Consider the following 16,620-nt stretch of genomic DNA (forward strand, 5'->3'; position numbering starts at 1 on the left):
TTTCAGGGGCGCGGGGAACTGCGCGAGAAGCCCCACCGGGCCCGCACACGCCCGACGCACCCCGGCCCTCCGAACCGTCCCGCGCGGAGCCCCCCGCAGGCCACAGCGGTTTCCCGCCAACCCCCGACCTCACCCGAAGCCGACCCTCACCCCTCGTCCCCGGCCAAAGCCAAGCGCAGCGGAATCGCGGAACCCTTACGTCGGTGTGGGCGCGGAGCCTCGGAGAAGGTAGCGTGCATAGCGCGCCTGCGGCGGTTGTTCTCGGCCGCGCGCCTCTCGTTCATCCCGCAGAATGGATGACATAGGTGCGCCCGAGTGCGATCGGGCGCGGACGTCGACGCGGCCCACTGGTCCGCTCCGTCCGCACCCCCCGCCGAGGGAGGCGCACTCGTGAGACGGCGTAGGAGAGAAGCGATACCTGTGAGCGCAGCGACAACGCGAAGCCGCACCCCCGACCGTCTGTGTGCCGAGGCCGTCGACCTCGCCCGCGCCGCCGCGGAGGAGGCCGCCGCGCCCGGCGTGGTGGGTGAACACGCCGGTCTCGTCTCCGAGGGCGACCGTGTTGTCACGCACCTCTTCGAGTGCAAGGAGATGGGCTACCGGGGCTGGCGCTGGGCCGTCACCGTCGCCCGTGCCTCACGCGCCAAGTTCGTGACCCTGGACGAGGTGGTCCTGCTCCCCGGGCCGGACGCGCTGCTCGCGCCGGAGTGGGTGCCATGGAGCGAGCGGCTGCGGCCCGGCGACATGGGTCCCGGCGACCTGCTGCCCACCGATGCCGAGGACCTGCGGCTGGAACCCGGGTACTCCGGCGAGGACGAGCCGCTGCCGAACTCCCCGGTCTCGCACGACATGGCCGAGCTGGTGGAGGCGGAGGACGCCGAGGTCACCGCCGGGGTGCCGGCGAACCTGCCGCTCGCGCCGACCCGTGGGTCCATCGCCGCCGTCGCCGAGGAACTGGGCATGCGGCGGGCACGGGTCCTGTCCCGGTACGGGCTGCACACGGCGGCGGACCGGTGGGAGGAAGGGTTCGGGGCGAAGACCGCGATGGCCCAGGCGGCGCCCGCGTCGTGTGTGAGCTGTGGTTTCCTCGTGCCGATCGGGGGGTCGCTCGGGCAGGCCTTCGGGCTCTGCGCCAACGAGTTCGCGCCGGCCGACGGGCGTGTCGTCTCGCTGACGTACGGCTGCGGGGGGCACTCCGAGGCCGCCGTCATGCCGACGCCGCCGCGCCCGGCTCCGCCGCGGCTCGACGAGACCCGGGTGGACCCGTTCCCCCTGCGGCCGGCGCCGGACTCCGGATCCGTCCCGGTGGAGGAGACCGAGTCCGAGGCCGATCTGGGGCACTCGTAAGTCCATCCTCGCCGAGTGCCCGGATGCCGGGTGCTCGCACCTGAACGACCAGGTCCCCTGAACCCAGGCCCCCTGAACGACCAGGCCCCGCACCCCTTGCTTCCAGGGGCGCGGGGAACTGCGCGAACAACCCCACCCGCCCCCACCCACCCGCACCCGCCACCTCACACGTATCCCCCACCCCACAAGGCGCCCGGCCTGAGCAGCGCAGCGACGCGGTACCTTCGTGCACGAGGCGACAGGGAAGGTGAACCGTGAGCAAGTTCGTGCGGCCGGCGGCCGAGGGTGCGGACCCGTTCGGGACGGCTCGGCTGCGGCGGGGTGTGCTGGACGCCTGGGCGACCAGTCCGGCCCGGTTCCGCGAGGACGCCAACGCCGAGGAAGATCTCGTCCTCGGCGGCTACCGGGACCGTCTCGTCGTGGAGCTGGCGCAGAACGCCGCCGACGCCGCGGCCCGGGCGAAGGTTCCCGGTCGGCTGCGGCTCACCCTCCGGGACGGCGTCCTCGTCGCCGCCAACACCGGCGCCCCGCTCGACGCGGCCGGCGTCGAGTCGCTGTCCACGCTCCGCGCGTCCGCGAAGCGGGAACCCGCCGACCGTCCGGTCAGCGCCGACAGCGCCGTCGGCGCGGTGGGCCGGTTCGGCGTCGGGTTCGCCGCTGTGCTCGCCGTCACCGACGAGCCCGCCGTGGTCGGGCGGCACGGCGGTATCCGCTGGTCGCTCGGTGAGGCCCGGGTGCTCGCCGCCGACACCGCCCGGCACAGCCCCGGGCTGGGCGACGAGATCCGTCGGCGCGACGGGCATGTGCCGCTGCTGCGGCTGCCGTTCGCGGCCGAGGGATCCGCTCCGCACCCGTACGACACCGTCGTCATCCTGCCGCTGCGCGACGCGGCCGCCGCCGATCTCGCCGAGCGGCTGCTGAACGCCGTCGACGACGCGCTGCTCCTCGCCCTGCCCGGCCTCGACGAGGTCGTCATCGAGGTCGGCGAAGGTGCGGCACGGACACTGCGGCGGCACGTCGAGGGGCCCTACGTCGTCGTCGAGGACTCGCGGGACGGGGCCACGCGCTGGCGTACGGCCGTCGCGCACGGGGCGATCGAGGCCGGGCTGCTCGCGGACCGGCCCGTCGAGGAGCGGCTGCGGCCGTACTGGTCGGTGACCTGGGCGGTGCCGACCGGGCCCGACGGCGCGCCCGTCCGGCCGCGTACCAGCCCCGTCGTGCACGCGCCCACCCCCAGCGACGAGGCCCTCGGCGTCCCCGCCCTGCTGATCGCCTCCTTCCCCCTGGACACCACCCGGCGGCACGCCGCGTCCGGGCCGCTCACCGACTTCCTCGTGCAGCGCGCGGCGGACGCCTACGCCGAACTCCTCGCCGCCTGGGAACCGGTGGGCGAGGGCATCATCGACCTCGTGCCCGGCCCGCTGGGCAAGGGCGAGCTGGACGGAGCCCTGCGCCAGGCGATCCTTCAGCGGCTGCCGCGCACCGCGTTCCTGCCGCGTGCGGTGACGCCGCCCGCGCGGGACGGCCGGCTCCAGGACGCCGCGGCGTCGGTGGAAGCCCCGGAAGCCGACACCTGGCCCGACGTCCCCAACCCCTTCCGGGGACGCGAGGACTCCGGCACCCCGTCCGTCGGGGGCGCCGGGGCCGACGAGTGGGCCGACGCTCCCATCGCCCTTCGCCCCCGGGACGCCGAAGTCGTCGAGGGCGCCGGCGCCGAGACCGTCCAGGTGCTCGCCGACGTCCTGCCCAGCTTGCTGCCCGCCGGGCTCGAACGGCGCGCGGAACTGCGCACGTTGGGCGTCGCACGCCTGCCGCTGGGCGACGCCATCGACCGGCTCGCGGGCCTGGAGAAGACGCCCGACTGGTGGCGGCGGCTCTACGACAGCCTCGCCGGGGTGGATCCGGACCGCCTCTCCGGCCTTCCCGTGCCGCTCGCGGACGGGCGTACGACGATCGGGCCCCGCCAGGTGCTGCTCCCGACCCCCGACGGGGCGCAGACGGCGCCCGAGACCCTCGCCCGCCTCGGTCTGAAGGTCGCCCACCCGGACGCCGCGCACCCCCTCCTGGAGAAGCTGGGCGCCCTGCCCGCGACCCCCCGCGCCGTGCTCACCACCCCGCAGGTACGGGCCGCCGTGGCCGCCTCCCTGGACGACGACGGCGGCGTGTGGGACGAGGAGGACGGACGGCCGGACGCCGACGAACTCGCCGACCTCGTCCTCGCCCTGGTCCGCGACGCCGGCCTCGACCCCGGCGACGAACCCTGGCTCGGCGCCCTCGCTCTCCCCGACGAGGACGGCGAACTGGCCCCCGCCGGTGAACTCGTCCTCCCCGGCAGCCCCTTCGCCCGCGTCATGCGGGAGGACGAACTCGCCTTCGTGGACGCCGAGCTGGCCGATCGCTGGGGCGAACAGCCGCTGGCCGCCTGCGGTGTCCTCGCCGACTTCGCCCTCGTCCGTGCCACCGACGTCGTCCTCGACCCGGACGAACTGGAGCCGCGCGACGGGGACTTCGCCGAACCCGACGACGCGGGGCTGCTGGACGCCGTGGACGTGTGGGCCGAGGACATCCTCGACCGCTTCCCGGACAGCCCGGTGCCGCCCGTCGCGACCGAGATCGTGGCAGTGCGCGACCTCGACCTCGTCGACGAGGACCGCTGGCCGGAGGCGCTCGCGCTCCTCGCCCGGCCTCCGCTGCGGGACGCGATCGTCCAGCCGGTGCGGATCCTGCTGCCGGACGGCACGCACGAGGTCGTGCGCCCCTACACCGCCTGGTGGCTGCGCGGCAACCCGGTCCTCGACGGCCGCCGCCCCGCCGGCCTCCTCGCGGCCGGCGGCGACCCCCTTCTGCACGGTCTCTACGACGAGGCCGACGCCACCGGCTTCGACGACGAGCAGGTCCTGCGGGCCCTCGGTGTCCGCACCTCGGTGGCCGCGCTGCTGGACGAGCCGGGCGGAGCCGCCGAGCTGCTGGACCGTCTTGCCGACCCGGACCGCCCGGTCACCTCGGCGCAACTGCACGGCCTGTACGGCGCCTTGGCCGACCTCGATCCCGAACAGGTCACTTTGCCGGACGAGTTGCGCGCGGTGATGGACGGCGAGGTGACCGTTGTGGACGCGACCGACGCCGTGGTCGTCGACTCGCCCGACCTGCTGCCCTTCACCTCCGGCGTCCCCCTCCTCCCCGTACGGCCGTCACGGGCCGCCGAGTTGGCCGAGCTGTTCCAGGTACGGCGGCTGAGCGAGTCGGTGACCGGCGAGGTGGACTCGCAGGGCACGGAACACGAGGTACCGGAGTCGGTGCGGGCCCTGCTCGGCCCCGCCACCCCTTCGTCGTATGTCGAACACGATGAACTGGTCGTCGACGGCGTCGAGTTGGACTGGCGGCGGACCCGGGACGGCGTCCTGCACGCCGCCACCCTGGAGGGCGTCGCCGCCGGGCTGGCCTGGGCGGCGGGGCAGTGGCCGCGCCGCTTCGAGGTGGCGGCGCTGCTGGAGGACCCGTCCAGGACCGAGGAGTTGGCCCGGGACCGCTGGTTCGACTGAGCCGGGCCCGGGGCGCGCCGGCTCGGTGTGATCTGGGCAACATCTTCACGGGAAACCCGAAACTCGTACAACCATTCGCCACACTCGTGGATCTGTTCACCCGAGCCAACGGCTTTCCCCGGAGTCACTCGACTCCCGGGAGCCGACGGGCTTTTCGGACCTGACCGGATCTCGTGTGTTGGCGACGCGTCGCCGCGAGGTCCCAACCACGTGGGGAATACATTGCGCAAGCGTGCCATCGTGGGTGCCGTCACCGGCGCCCTGGCTCTGACCACCTTCGTCGCCCCGGCTGCGCAGGCGGACAACATCACGAGCGGTAACACGAAGATCTCGAACGTCGTCGTCAACGGCGGCAAGTCCGTCGTCGTCGGCGTGACGTCCAAGAAGACGGTCAAGCTCAAGTTCACCGTCACGGACAACTCCGGTGTCTGGCGGGCGGCGGCATTCCTGTACCGCGGTTCGAGCACCGCCAACATGGACACCGCCGCTCCGTCCAGCGGGACCTGGATCAAGTGCACCAAGGTCAGCTCCACGAAGGCGACCTGCTCGGCGAGCTACACCATCGAGGCCGGCTCGAACGCCTTCAACGCTCACGCGGGCACCTGGAAGACCTGGGCCATCGCCCAGGGCAAGGACGCCGACTACATCGAGCGGGAGAACATCAAGTCCTTCAAGGTCCTGCGTGCCGCCCAGCTCGCGGGTGCCAACGCCGCGCCGGAGCCGGTCGCCAAGGGCGCGACCGTCACCGTCACCAGCAGGCTGACCCGCGCCAGCTGGGACGCCGGCCGGAATGCCTCGTTCGGCGCCCAGTCGGTGCAGTTGCAGTTCAAGGCGAAGGGCGCGTCCGCCTACAAGACGGTCAAGACCGTCAAGTCGGCCGCCACGGGTGACCTGAAGACCACGGTCAAGGCGACCGTGGACGGAACCTACCGCTACGTCTTCGCGGGCACCTCGACCACGGCGGGTGCGACCGCCACGGGCGACACCATCGACGTGAAGTAAGCACCGCGGAAGAACACCGCACACGAGTGCCGAAGGGGCGTGCCGACTCAACCGGCACGCCCCCGTCGTGTCCGTCGCCGTTCCTGCGGCGACGACCCACCGCTTCACAGGGGGAACACGGCATGCGCGTACGAGCCGCCGCGGTCGCCGTCTCCGGCGCCCTGGCGCTCATCGACATCCGGCCGCGCGAGGGCGATCTCGCCCACAACGACGCCCGGACCTGGAAGGTGGGCGGCCTCGCCATCCTGGGCGACGAGCGGACGCAGCAACTACGCCTACGACGGCTACCGGCGCCCCGGCTTCGCGGGGACCATCACGACCGCACCGGTCAACGCCACCGGTGACTACGTCGACGTGACGTAGGGGCCACCGAGCGTTCTCCTACGCCGGGAACCTGCGGTCCACCCACCGCCACAACAGCTCCAGGACGGCGGACGCCGTCGCCGCGATGGCGACCGCCGTCCAGGGCATCGTCGTACCGACCAGGCGGAGCGCGAAGAAGTCCTGGAGCCAGGGGACCACGAGGACGAGCAGGAAGCCCGCGCCCATCGCGGCCACGAGGCCCAGGCGCCACCAGGTGTAGGGGCGGGCGATGATGGCCAGCACCCACATGGAGATCAGGAACAGGGTCAGGGTCGCCACACTGGTCTCGGCGGACAGCGCGCCCGCGCCGGTGTAGTGGTGGCGGGCGACCAGATACGTGGCGAATGTCGCCAGAGCCGCCAGTACGCCGCCCGGGACCGCGTACCGCATCACCCGCCGGACGAAGTACGGTTTCGCCCGCTCCTTGTTGGGCGCCAGGGCGAGGAAGAAGGCCGGGACGCCGATGGTGAGGGTGGAGAGCAGGGTCAGATGGCGGGGGAGGAAGGGGTACTCCACCTGCCAGCAGACCACCAGGAGGGCGAGGAGCACCGAGTAGACCGTCTTCACCAGGAAGAGGGTCGCCACGCGCGTGATGTTGCCGATCACCCGGCGGCCTTCCGCCACCACCGACGGCAGCGTCGCGAAGCTGTTGTTCAGCAGCACGATCTGGGCGACGGCGCGGGTGGCCTCCGAGCCCGAGCCCATCGCCACACCGATGTCGGCGTCCTTGAGGGCCAGGACGTCGTTGACGCCGTCGCCGGTCATCGCGACCGTGTGGCCGCGGGACTGGAGGGCGCCGACCATGTCCCGCTTCTGCTGCGGGGCCACGCGGCCGAACACGGTGCCGGAGTCGAGGGCCGCCGCCATCTCCTCACGCTCGGCGGGTAGCCGGCGGGCGTCCACGACCTCACCGCTCAGGCCCAGCTTCCCGGCGACCGCGCCGACCGAGACCGCGTTGTCGCCGGAGACGACCTTCGTCCGTACGTTCTGCTCCTCGAAGTAGCGCAGGGTGTCGGCGGCGTCGGGGCGCAGCCGCTGTTCGAGGACGACGAGGGCGGTGGCGCGGGCGCCTCGGGTGACCTCGGGGTCGTCCAGCTCGCGGGTGACGCGGGCCAGCAGCAGGACCCGCAGGCCCTCCTCGTTCAGGCGCTCGGTCTCGGTGAGGGCCGGGTCGTCCTCGGGGAGCAGGACGTCGGGGGCGCCCAGCAGCCAGGTGCTGGACTCGCCGTTGCCCTCGCTGAAGGAGGCGCCGCTGTACTTGCGGGCCGAGGAGAAGGGCAGCGACTCGGTGCAGCGCCAGTCCTCGCTGTCCGGGTAGGCGTCGATGATGGCCTTCAGGGAGGCGTTCGGGCGGGGGTCCGACTCTCCGAGCGCGCCGAGGACACGGTGTACGTACGACTCCTCCGCGCCGCCCAGGAAGCGCACCTCGGTGACGTCCATGCCGCCCTCGGTGAGCGTGCCGGTCTTGTCGAGGCAGACGGTGTCGACGCGGGCCAGGCCCTCGATGGCCGGCAGTTCCTGGACCAGGCACTGTTTGCGGCCGAGGCGGATGACCCCGATGGCGAAGGCGACGGAGGTGAGGAGGACGAGCCCCTCGGGGACCATGGGGACGATGCCGCCGACCGTGCGGGCGACGGAGTCCTTGAAGTCGTTCTCCTTGACGATGAGCTGGCTGATGATGAGGCCGATCGCGGTTGGGACCATCATCCACGTCACGTACTTGAGGATCGTGGAGATGCCGGAGCGCAGCTCGGAGTGGACGAGGGTGAAGCGGCTCGCCTCCTCGGCCAGCTGGGCCGCGTAGGCCTCCCGGCCGACCTTCGTCGCGGTGAACGCCCCGCCGCCCGCGACCACGAAACTGCCCGACATCACCTGGTCACCCGGCTGTTTGACGACCGGATCGGCCTCGCCGGTGAGCAGCGACTCGTCGATCTCCAGGCCGTCGGTCTCGACGCACTCGCCGTCGACGACGATCTTGTCCCCCGGCCCGATCTCCAGGAGGTCCCCGAGGACGATGTCGGAGGTGCCGACCGACGCGGCGACGCCGTCCCGCCGGACCGTCGGTTTCGCCTCGCCGATGACGGCCAGTGAGTCCAGGGTCTTCTTCGCCCGCCACTCCTGGATGATGCCGATGCCCGTGTTGGCCAGGATCACGAAACCGAACAGGCTGTCCTGGATCGGCGCGACGAACAGCATGATCACCCAGAGCACGCCGATGATCGCGTTGAACCGGGTGAGGACGTTCGCGCGGACGATGTCCACCGTGGAGCGGCTGCTCCGCACGGGAATGTCGTTCACCTCGCCGCGGGCCACCCGCTCGGCCACCTCTGCGGCCGTCAGACCCCGCGCCCGGCCCGTGTCCGAGCGGGCCGAGGCGGCGGTGGGGTGCACAGGATCGAGGTCGGTGCCCGCGTCGATGTGCGTCATGCAATCGACGGTACGTGCGGATCCGGGGCCCCACCCGCCGAGTGCGGCAAAGATCCGACCAGGGGACGACGGGGGGTGGGGGTGGCGTGGTACCGGGGTCGGACACGGGCATCGGGCGTGTCCGACGCCGGCGGGGCGCGCCTACTCGACCGGGGTCACATCAGGTGTCTCGGCCTCGTCGGCGGCCTTCCGCTCCGCGTCGCGTTTGATCGCCGCGTCCCGCTTCCGTACGTAGGAGATGCCGATGATCCCCAGCCCGGCACCGGCCAGACAGGTCCACACCCACCAGGTGTGCCCGTGGTCCTCGTACCAGCCGTAGAAGGGGAGCTGGACGACGAAGAGGACGAACCACAGGATCGTGCCGCCGATGATGGTCGGCACGATGGGGCCCTCCAGGGGCTCGGGTGCCTCGTGCTTGGGGGTCCACTTCGCCATGGGCACAGCTTACGAGGCGGGTGGGGCGGAGCAGGCCGGGGATATCCGAACGCTGCAGCACCCTGTCGCGCGAGATCCGGGGCGGTTTCGCCACCCTCTTCTCACCGCGAACGCGAACGCGAACGCGAACGTGACCGCGAACGTGACCGCGATCATCGCCGCCTTCACCATGCTCGCTTCTTCTGCCTGATGCCGGCGCTGCGGCTCACCTGACCCGACGGGTCACGTCACGTCACCCCGTAGAACTTCTCCGTCTCCTCGACGGCGGTCTGGAACCGCTCGTCGAAGTCGTCCCTGATGAGCGTCCCGATCACATAGTCCTGGACGCTCATTCCCCTTTTCGCCGCGCGGGTCCGGAGCCGGTCGAGCAGCTCCCCGTCTATCCGCAGACTGAGCACAGTGGTCCCCATGGGTACCAGGTTCGTGGCTGCTCCGGCCTGACGTGTCTGTTCTGCGTACTAGTCACTCATATGAGTGATGCGGGCGCGGGGGGCGTGCGAGTGGCGGGACTCACGGGGGCCGGGTGGGGAATCCCGGTGGTATTTAGCGAGGGTAATGAGTTACGCTAAAGAACATGCCTGACCTCACCCATGGCGCCGACGAGGCCGCCGTGAACGCGCTGCGGTCCGCCGTGATGCGCCTGTCCCGTCGGCTCAAGCACCAACGGGTCGACGAGTCCCTGAGCCCGACCGAGATGTCGGTGCTCGGTACCCTCGCCCGCTGCGGGAGCGCCACCCCCGGCGAACTCGCCCGCAAGGAGCATGTGCAGCCGCCGTCGATGACCCGCATCGTCGCCCTGCTGGAGAGCAAGGGGCTGGTGAAGCTGGAGCCGCACCCCGAGGACCGGCGGCAGAAGGTGGTCACCCAGACCGAGCGGGCCGAGGCGATGTTGGAGGAGAGCCGCCGAAAGCGCAACGCCTTCCTCGCCTCGCTCGTGGAGGGCCTCGACGAGGAGGAGTGGGACAAGCTCCGCGCCGCCGCGCCGGTGCTGGAGAAGCTCGCGCATCTCTGACCGTCGGACGCCGACGCCGACGCCGACGCCGACTCGCCGACTCGCCGACGCAAACGACGCCGGCTGCGCCGGAGCCCCGGAGTGCGCCGGGTCGGCCGCCGGTACGCCCCGGCCGCCAGCCCGTGCGCCCTCCGGGACGGGCATGGGCGGACCGGAAAACCAGCAGACAGAACAGGAGCGGTGAGGCTCACGCAACCGCAGGATGTGCACGCGTTCCACACAAGGAGGCGAACCCCTTTGAGTACGGGCCCCGGAGCAGCTTCCGTCCCCGCGCCCCGACCCCCTCACGAGCCCCCGCCCACCCCGAACGCCCCCGAAGCGCCCCCGGATACCACCGGCGCGGCGAAGACCCCCGGCTGCCCGGCGGAGATCACCGGCCCCCCGGCGAACGCCACCGAGGCTCGCCCCTCCACCCCGGCCTCCCCCGACGCCTCCGCAGCCGCCCACGGTCAGCGCGCGTCGATGTTCCGGTCGTTGCGGGTGCGGAACTACCGGCTGTTCTTCGTGGGGCAGGTGGTGTCGAACATCGGCACCTGGATGCAGCGGATCGCGCAGGACTGGCTGATGCTGAGCCTGACGGGCTCGTCGACGGCGGTCGGTGTGACCATGGCGCTGCAGTTCCTGCCGATGCTGCTGTTCGGGCTGTACGGCGGAGTGCTCGTCGACCGGTTCCCGAAGCGGCGGCTGCTGTTCGTGACGCAAACCTCGATGGCGGTGACGGGCCTGGCGCTCGCCGCGCTGACCCTCTCCGGGCACGTCCAGGTGTGGCACGTGTACGTCGCCGCCTTCGCCGTGGGCATGGCCACCGTGGTCGACAACCCGGCCCGGCAGTCGTTCGTGTCCGAGATGGTCGGTCCGGACCAGTTGCAGAACGCGGTCAGCCTCAACTCCGCGAACTTCCAGTCGGCCCGCCTGGTCGGCCCCGCCGTCGCCGGTGTGCTGATCACCACCGTCGGCACCGGCTGGGCCTTCCTCTTCAACGGCCTCTCCTTCGTCGCCCCCATCACCAGCCTGCTGCTGATGCGGACCCGCGACCTGCACCCCGTCCGCCGCGCCCCGCGTGCCAAGGGACAGCTCCGCGAGGGCCTGCGCTATGTCGCCGGCCGCCCCGAGCTGCTGTGGCCCATCGTCCTCGTCGGCTTCATCGGCACCTTCGGCTTCAACTTCCCCGTCTGGCTCTCCGCCTACGCGGACGACGTGTTCCACGCCGACGCCGGCTCGTACAGCCTCTTCAACACGCTCATGGCGGTCGGCTCGGTCTCCGGCGCGCTGCTCGCGGCCCGCCGCGGCACGGCCCGGCTGCGTGTGCTCATCGGGGGCGCGCTCGCCTTCGGCCTGCTGGAGATCGTGGCCGCGCTGGCACCGTCGTACTGGCTCTTCGCGCTGCTCATGGTGCCGATAGGGATGTTCGGCCTGACGGTGAACGTCACCACCAACACGGCCATCCAGATGAACACCGACCCCGCGATGCGCGGCCGTGTCATGGCCCTCTACATGATGGTCTTCCTCGGCGGCACCCCGCTGGGCGCGCCGATCGCCGGCTGGGCCACCGACGCGTACGGCGCCCGGATCGGCTTCGTCGCCGGCGGCGTCGTCGCCACGGTCGCCGCGGTCACCGTGGGCCTGATCCTCGTCAGGGCCGGTGGGCTACGGCTGTCCGTCGGTTGGAACCAGGGGCACCCACGGGTGCGGGTCCTGGCCCAGGAGCGGGCCGACGAACCGAAGTCGGTGCCGGTCTGAGCGGTGGCGCCCCGCCGGGACGGGCAGGACGCCCATGGCGGTGCGGTGAAACGCCGCGGACGTGTGCGGCGTCGTCGTGGCCGGTCGTGCGGTTCCCCGCGCCCCGCGCCCCTCGCGGGGCGCGGTGGTCGCCGAGTGATCCGTCGCCTGGGAAGGTGGCGGCATGAGACTGTTCGCCGCTGTGCTCCCGCCCGAGGATGTCGTCGATGAACTCGGCCAAGTCGTTAGGGAGTTGAAGAACCTCGCCGACGCGGACCGGTTGCGGTGGACCGCGCCACCCGGCTGGCACTTCACGCTCGCCTTCTACGGCGAGGTCGACGAGGACGTCGTACCGGAGCTGTCGCGGCGGCTGGAGCGGGCCGCGGGGCGGAGCGAGCCGTTCGCGCTGGCGGTCCGGGGCGGCGGGAAGTTCGGGCGAGGGCGGGCGCTGTGGGCGGGAGCGCAGGGGGACCTCGGCGCGCTGCGGCTGCTGGCCGACCGGGCGGAGGCGGCGGCGCGGAAGGCCGGGTTGCCGATGGGGGAGCACCGCCGGTACACGCCCCATCTGACGGTGGCCCGCAGCCGGGAGGACCTCGACGTACGGGAGTACGTCGACGTGCTCGACGCCTTCGCCGGGCGTACCTGGACGGTGTCCGACCTCGCTCTGGTGCGCAGCAGTCTGCCGACGTCCGGGGTGCCGGGGGAGCAGCCGCGGTACGAGGCGGTCGCGCGCTGGGCCCTCGGGGCGACGGGATAGCCGTCGAGGCCGCCGGTTAGGCTCGATGATGTGGACCCGAAGACCCGTAACCGGATCATGGCCGGTGTGCTTGTGCTGATGTTCGCGGTCGTCGCTCTCGCGGCGGCGCTCGGTAAGTGAGCGTCGCGTGCGGTGGGGCGGGGAACCGCGGGCCGTGGTGACCCGTGCGTCGGTGGGAGCCGGTCGCGTGGTTCCTCGCGCCCCTCGCTAGTGCCGCGGCGTCAAGGGGCGTTTCGAAAGGCCTGTGTGGTGTCCGCGGTGTCCGCGGTGTCCGCGGTGTCCGGTGCGTGCTCTCGGCGTGCCGGACGAAAGCCCGCGTACTGGACGTACTTGGGCTTTCGGCCGGTGCGGCGGTGGGGGCACCTCCCGCTCGAGCGAAGCCGTGAGTGGGGGAGCGTGCCGGGCGCCGTGGGTGCTGTGCGGGACTTTCGAAACGCCCCCCAGCCCATGGCGGCCGGTGACTACCAGGCGAAGGCCTCAGGAGACGGCCCCGGGCCCGGGAAGATCTCGTCCAGCCCCTCCAGCAGCTCCTCGCTCAGCTCCAGTTCCACCGCGCGCAGGGCGGATTCGAGCTGCTCCGCGGTGCGCGGGCCGACGATCGGGCCGGTCACGCCGGGGCGGGTGAGCAGCCAGGCCAGGGCGGCCTCGCCGGGCTCCAGGCCATGCTTCTCGAGCAGGTCCTCGTACGCCTGGATCTTCGCGCGTACGTCAGGGCCGGACATGGCGCCCGCGGCCCGCCCCGCGCTGCGCCGACCGCCCTGGATCTCCTTCTTCAGCACGCCGCCGAGCGCACCGCCGTGCAGCGGCGACCATGGGATGACACCGAGGCCGTACTCCTGCGCGGCCGGGATGACCTCCATCTCGGCGCGGCGTTCGTAGAGGTTGTAGAGGCACTGCTCGCTGACCAGGCCGATGGTGCCGCCGCGACGGGCGGCGATCTCGTTGGCCTGGGCGATCTTGTAGCCGGGGAAGTTGGACGAGCCGGCGTAGAGGATCTTGCCCTGCTGGACGAGCACGTCGACGGCCTGCCAGATCTCCTCGAACGGGGTGTCCCGGTCGACGTGGTGGAACTGGTAGACGTCGATGTGGTCCGTGCGCAGCCGCTTGAGGCTGGCGTCCACGGCCCGGCGGATGTTCAGCGCGGAGAGCTTGTCGTGGTTGGGCCAGGCGTCGTCGGAGGCCGCCATGTTCCCGTACACCTTGGTCGCGAGGACGACCTTGTCGCGGCGGTCGCCGCCCTTCGCGAACCAGTCGCCGATGATGCTCTCGGTACGGCCCTTGTTCTCGCCCCACCCATACACATTCGCCGTGTCGAAGAAGTTGATTCCGGCGTCCAGCGCCGCGTCCATGATCGCGTGGCTGTCCGCTTCGTCCGTCTGCGGACCGAAGTTCATGGTGCCGAGGACCAGTCGGCTGACCTTGAGTCCTGTGCGTCCGAGCTGTGTGTACTTCATGACCGCCTAGCCAAGGCGGTGGAGTGCGCTCTAGGCAAGCCGGAGAGATCTTGACGCTGACTGCCGGTTGGTGCTTTTCGTAAGCGTGAATGTGAACTTTTCAAGCGCTGCTCTCGGATGGGAGTGCTCTGAACCGCCGTGGCGGTCGCGTCGCCGGAGGCTTCGGAGGCTTCGGCGGGGCGGCGGGTGACGTGGCTGCCGCTCAGCTCTTGCGGAGGTCCTCGAGGGCAGGGGGGACGGGCTGTCGTCGGGGGAGGAGCAGCGGGGTCGCCAGGAGGAGGACACCGGCTACGGTGATCGCCGTGCGGGGGGTGGTGACGGCCGCGAGAAGGCCCCAGAGAGCGGTCAGGGCCGCGGTGGTGAGCTTGCCGGTGACGGACCAGGCGGAGAGTGTCCGGACGACCCGGTCCGCTGGGGTCCGGGTCAGGCGCTGCGTGGCCAGCACCGGGGTGAAGACGCCGATACAGGTGATCAGGCCGAACTCGACGACCATGACGAGCACGAGCCCGGCCGGGCCGGGACCGACGAACGCCAGCCCCAGCGGCCAGCACGCCCGCAGGGTCCCGGCGGCCAGCAGGACCCGGTGATCGCCGTATCGGGCGACCAGGCGGCGGGAGAGACGCGAGCCGACCAGACCGCCGACGCAGGGGACGGCGAACGCGAGGCCGTACTGCCAGGGGGTGAACCCGAGTTGGCCGACCATGAGGATGACCATCAGGGGTGAGCTGACCATGATCAGCCCGTTGACCAGGGTGGAGTTCAGGAAGAGGGGCCGCAGAGCGGGGTCGGCGAGGAGGTACCGCCAGCCGTCGAGGAGGTCGCCAGGGTGGAGGCGGGGGGAGGGGCTGGGCGGCGGACCGGTCGGCGAGCCGGTCGGGTGCGCGGGGCTCGGCTTCCGCTCGGTTCCCCTCGGGTCGGGCTCCTTGTGGGCGATCGCCCGGATGCCGGCCGCCGAGAGGAGGTAGCTGAAGGCGTCGGTCACCAAGGTCGTCACCGGTCCGAAGAGGCCGATCGCGGCGCCGCCGAGGGGTGGGCCGAGCATGGTGGTGGTCCAGGTCGTGGCCTCGAAGCGGGCGTTGGCGGCGAGGAGGTTCTCCTGGGGGACCAGGGACTTCAGGAAGGCGCCGCTCGCCGCGGTGAAGACGATGTCGGCCGCCGCGACGACCCCGGCCACCAGCAGGAGCTGGGGGAAGGTGAGCACATCGAGGACGTACGCCAGCGGAATGGTCAGCAGGGCCGCGCAGCGGAGCAGGTCCATCGCGATCATCACCGGGCGCTTGCGGCGGAACTCCACCCACGGGCCGAGCGGTACGGCCACCGCCGCACCCACCGCCAGGCCGGTGGCCGCCAGCGCGGAGACCTCGGTCGGGCCGACGTGCAGGACCAGCACCGCGAGCAGGGGAACCGCGTCGAACGCCAGCCGCGTCCCGAACGCGCTGACCGTGTAGGCCCCCCAGAGCCACCGGAACTCCCGCCCCAGCGCCCCGCCCCGCACCGCTCGCGCCATCCCCGCTCGCGCCATTCCCGCTCGCGTCATCCCCGCCCCGCCCCGCCTCCCGCCGCCGCGCCGCTCGACGTGGCGCGAGTGGTCATGGCCGACCGGGTCATCCAAGCGAGCGGGGAACCGCCGATCAAGTCATCGAGCGGAGGGCGGGCTCACCACGCTGTGCGAGGCGTCAGTCGCGCGGGCACTCGTCGGTCTTGAGGACGAGGCCGACCACCGTGTCCCGTGAGGTCCAGCTCATCGCATGGGTGAGCCGGTTGCCGGGCCGCTCGTCACGGCAGTTCGTACGCTTCGCCCAGCCCCCACGCCTCGTGCATCGCGCCCGCGAAGGCCGCCGCGATCTTGTGTTCGCCGGAGGCGTTGGGGTGGGTGCCGTCGTAGGTGTCCCAGTGGATGTCGTACGACGGGGGCGGGGACGCCAGGAGGAGTGGGGAGCGGGGTTCGTCGAGGTCGGCGGCCGTCTTGGCGAGGAGTTCGTTGAACCGGGTGACCTGGGCGGCGAAGGCGGCGTCGGACTCGGCGCGGACGTTCGGGGTGACCGGGAGGAGGACCATGCGGACGCGTGGGTCCGCCTCGCGGGCGGCCGTGACGAAGCGGCGGGTGTTCTCCGCGGTCTGCTCGGCGTTGGTGTAGAAGCCCAGGTCTATGAGGCCGAGGGAGACGAGGAGGACGTTCGCCCGGTGCTCACGGACCGTGTCGGCGATCAGCGGGGCCATGTGGAGCCAGCCCTCGCCCCAGCCGGCGAGATGGGCGCGGGGGAAACGCGGGTCGGTGTCGGCGTACTCGTACGACGTCGGGGTGTCCGTCGCCTTGTCGTGGAGCGTCTCGCGCGGGCCGACGATCTTGAACGGGCCGTCGTACGTCGCGCACAGGTGCTGCCAGAGCCGGTAGCGCCATGTGTGTTCGCCCGCGCTCCCGATCGTCATGGAGTCGCCTACGGGCATGAACCTGAGCATGCGCACATCATGAACGATCTCTACCGGCTGGTAGAGCGGGTCGCCCGCCGACCGCGTGTGAACCTTGCCACGTGGCGGTGCCGGGTGCGGGTCGGTGGAGGC

Annotated in this window: 14 protein-coding genes; 8 read left to right on the top strand and 6 right to left on the bottom strand. The window is 71.9% G+C overall.

Features of this window, described 5'->3' with window-relative positions; translation table 11 throughout:
• Window positions 1-420: 420 nt before the first annotated feature.
• The 4 genes from ACFY9I_RS40760 to ACFY9I_RS40775 all read left to right on the top strand — a co-directional run bounded on the left by ACFY9I_RS40760 (window position 421) and on the right by ACFY9I_RS40775 (window position 6,235).
• Window positions 421-1,347 (top strand): DUF3027 domain-containing protein, encoded by a 927-nt coding sequence (locus ACFY9I_RS40760; protein WP_391012124.1) that lies wholly within the window; start codon window positions 421-423, stop codon window positions 1,345-1,347.
• 254 nt (window positions 1,348-1,601) lie between these two features.
• Window positions 1,602-4,889 carry a sacsin N-terminal ATP-binding-like domain-containing protein gene (locus tag ACFY9I_RS40765; protein ID WP_391012127.1) on the top strand — a complete coding sequence of 1,096 codons (3,288 nt, stop codon included), beginning with the start codon at window positions 1,602-1,604 and terminating at the stop codon, window positions 4,887-4,889.
• A gap of 210 nt (window positions 4,890-5,099) precedes the next feature.
• Window positions 5,100-5,891, top strand: a complete 792-nt coding sequence (locus tag ACFY9I_RS40770; protein ID WP_391012129.1) for a calcium-binding protein — start codon at window positions 5,100-5,102, stop codon at window positions 5,889-5,891.
• A gap of 122 nt (window positions 5,892-6,013) precedes the next feature.
• Window positions 6,014-6,235 (top strand): hypothetical protein, encoded by a 222-nt coding sequence (locus ACFY9I_RS40775; protein ID WP_391012132.1) that lies wholly within the window; start codon window positions 6,014-6,016, stop codon window positions 6,233-6,235.
• Between the two features lie 37 nt (window positions 6,236-6,272).
• Here the strand turns inward: ACFY9I_RS40775 and ACFY9I_RS40780 are convergent, their stop codons facing one another.
• Both ACFY9I_RS40780 and ACFY9I_RS40785 read right to left on the bottom strand, forming a co-directional pair.
• Complete coding sequence (locus tag ACFY9I_RS40780; protein WP_391012135.1) at window positions 6,273-8,681, bottom strand: HAD-IC family P-type ATPase; 2,409 nt, start codon at window positions 8,679-8,681, stop codon at window positions 6,273-6,275.
• Between the two features lie 141 nt (window positions 8,682-8,822).
• Window positions 8,823-9,116, bottom strand: a complete 294-nt coding sequence (locus ACFY9I_RS40785) for a DUF2530 domain-containing protein (RefSeq protein ID WP_391012138.1) — start codon at window positions 9,114-9,116, stop codon at window positions 8,823-8,825.
• Between ACFY9I_RS40785 and ACFY9I_RS40790 the strand changes: the two genes are divergently transcribed.
• On the top strand, window positions 9,115-9,306 hold the full coding sequence (locus tag ACFY9I_RS40790; protein ID WP_391012141.1) for a hypothetical protein: 192 nt from the start codon (window positions 9,115-9,117) through the stop codon (window positions 9,304-9,306). The two genes, ACFY9I_RS40785 and ACFY9I_RS40790, sit on opposite strands and share 2 nt — an antisense overlap.
• Before the next feature lie 37 nt (window positions 9,307-9,343).
• Here the strand turns inward: ACFY9I_RS40790 and ACFY9I_RS40795 are convergent, their stop codons facing one another.
• The gene (locus ACFY9I_RS40795; RefSeq protein ID WP_391012144.1) at window positions 9,344-9,526 is read right to left on the bottom strand and encodes a ribbon-helix-helix protein, CopG family; all 183 of its coding nucleotides are present in this window, start codon (window positions 9,524-9,526) and stop codon (window positions 9,344-9,346) included.
• Window positions 9,527-9,690: 164 nt separating this feature from the next.
• Between ACFY9I_RS40795 and ACFY9I_RS40800 the strand changes: the two genes are divergently transcribed.
• From ACFY9I_RS40800 to thpR, 3 genes are all read left to right on the top strand, one after another.
• A complete protein-coding gene (locus ACFY9I_RS40800; protein ID WP_391012147.1) occupies window positions 9,691-10,128 on the top strand; it encodes a MarR family transcriptional regulator in 438 nt (145 codons plus the stop codon).
• A 237-nt stretch (window positions 10,129-10,365) separates the two neighbouring features.
• Window positions 10,366-11,868: an MFS transporter gene (locus ACFY9I_RS40805; protein WP_391012149.1), complete on the top strand. Its 1,503-nt coding sequence runs from the start codon at window positions 10,366-10,368 to the stop codon at window positions 11,866-11,868.
• Between the two features lie 163 nt (window positions 11,869-12,031).
• Complete coding sequence (gene thpR / locus ACFY9I_RS40810; protein WP_391012151.1) at window positions 12,032-12,604, top strand: RNA 2',3'-cyclic phosphodiesterase; 573 nt, start codon at window positions 12,032-12,034, stop codon at window positions 12,602-12,604.
• A 461-nt stretch (window positions 12,605-13,065) separates the two neighbouring features.
• Here thpR and ACFY9I_RS40815 read toward each other — a convergent pair whose 3' ends face one another.
• The 3 genes from ACFY9I_RS40815 to ACFY9I_RS40825 form a co-directional block, all read right to left on the bottom strand.
• Window positions 13,066-14,058, bottom strand: a complete 993-nt coding sequence (locus ACFY9I_RS40815) for an aldo/keto reductase (RefSeq protein ID WP_391012154.1) — start codon at window positions 14,056-14,058, stop codon at window positions 13,066-13,068.
• A 202-nt stretch (window positions 14,059-14,260) separates the two neighbouring features.
• Window positions 14,261-15,565, bottom strand: coding sequence for an MFS transporter (locus ACFY9I_RS40820; RefSeq protein ID WP_391012157.1), 1,305 nt, complete (start codon window positions 15,563-15,565; stop codon window positions 14,261-14,263).
• A gap of 269 nt (window positions 15,566-15,834) precedes the next feature.
• Window positions 15,835-16,518, bottom strand: a complete 684-nt coding sequence (locus ACFY9I_RS40825; RefSeq protein WP_391012160.1) for a GDSL-type esterase/lipase family protein — start codon at window positions 16,516-16,518, stop codon at window positions 15,835-15,837.
• Window positions 16,519-16,620: the final 102 nt, after the last annotated feature.

The sequence above is a fragment of the Streptomyces sp. NPDC012510 genome, from assembly GCF_042955065.1.
GTDB lineage: Bacteria > Actinomycetota > Actinomycetes > Streptomycetales > Streptomycetaceae > Streptomyces.

Coding starts and splice junctions, on each gene's coding strand:
- ACFY9I_RS40775 (WP_391012132.1), top strand. CDS start 6,014: ATGCGCGTACGAGCCGCCGCGGTCGCCGTCTCCGGCGCCCTGGCGCTC.
- ACFY9I_RS40780 (WP_391012135.1), bottom strand. CDS start 8,681: ATGACGCACATCGACGCGGGCACCGACCTCGATCCTGTGCACCCCACC.
- ACFY9I_RS40790 (WP_391012141.1), top strand. CDS start 9,115: ATGGGCACAGCTTACGAGGCGGGTGGGGCGGAGCAGGCCGGGGATATC.
- ACFY9I_RS40785 (WP_391012138.1), bottom strand. CDS start 9,116: ATGGCGAAGTGGACCCCCAAGCACGAGGCACCCGAGCCCCTGGAGGGC.
- ACFY9I_RS40795 (WP_391012144.1), bottom strand. CDS start 9,526: ATGGGGACCACTGTGCTCAGTCTGCGGATAGACGGGGAGCTGCTCGAC.
- ACFY9I_RS40800 (WP_391012147.1), top strand. CDS start 9,691: ATGCCTGACCTCACCCATGGCGCCGACGAGGCCGCCGTGAACGCGCTG.
- thpR (WP_391012151.1), top strand. CDS start 12,032: ATGAGACTGTTCGCCGCTGTGCTCCCGCCCGAGGATGTCGTCGATGAA.
- ACFY9I_RS40815 (WP_391012154.1), bottom strand. CDS start 14,058: ATGAAGTACACACAGCTCGGACGCACAGGACTCAAGGTCAGCCGACTG.
- ACFY9I_RS40820 (WP_391012157.1), bottom strand. CDS start 15,565: ATGGCGCGAGCGGTGCGGGGCGGGGCGCTGGGGCGGGAGTTCCGGTGG.
- ACFY9I_RS40825 (WP_391012160.1), bottom strand. CDS start 16,518: ATGCTCAGGTTCATGCCCGTAGGCGACTCCATGACGATCGGGAGCGCG.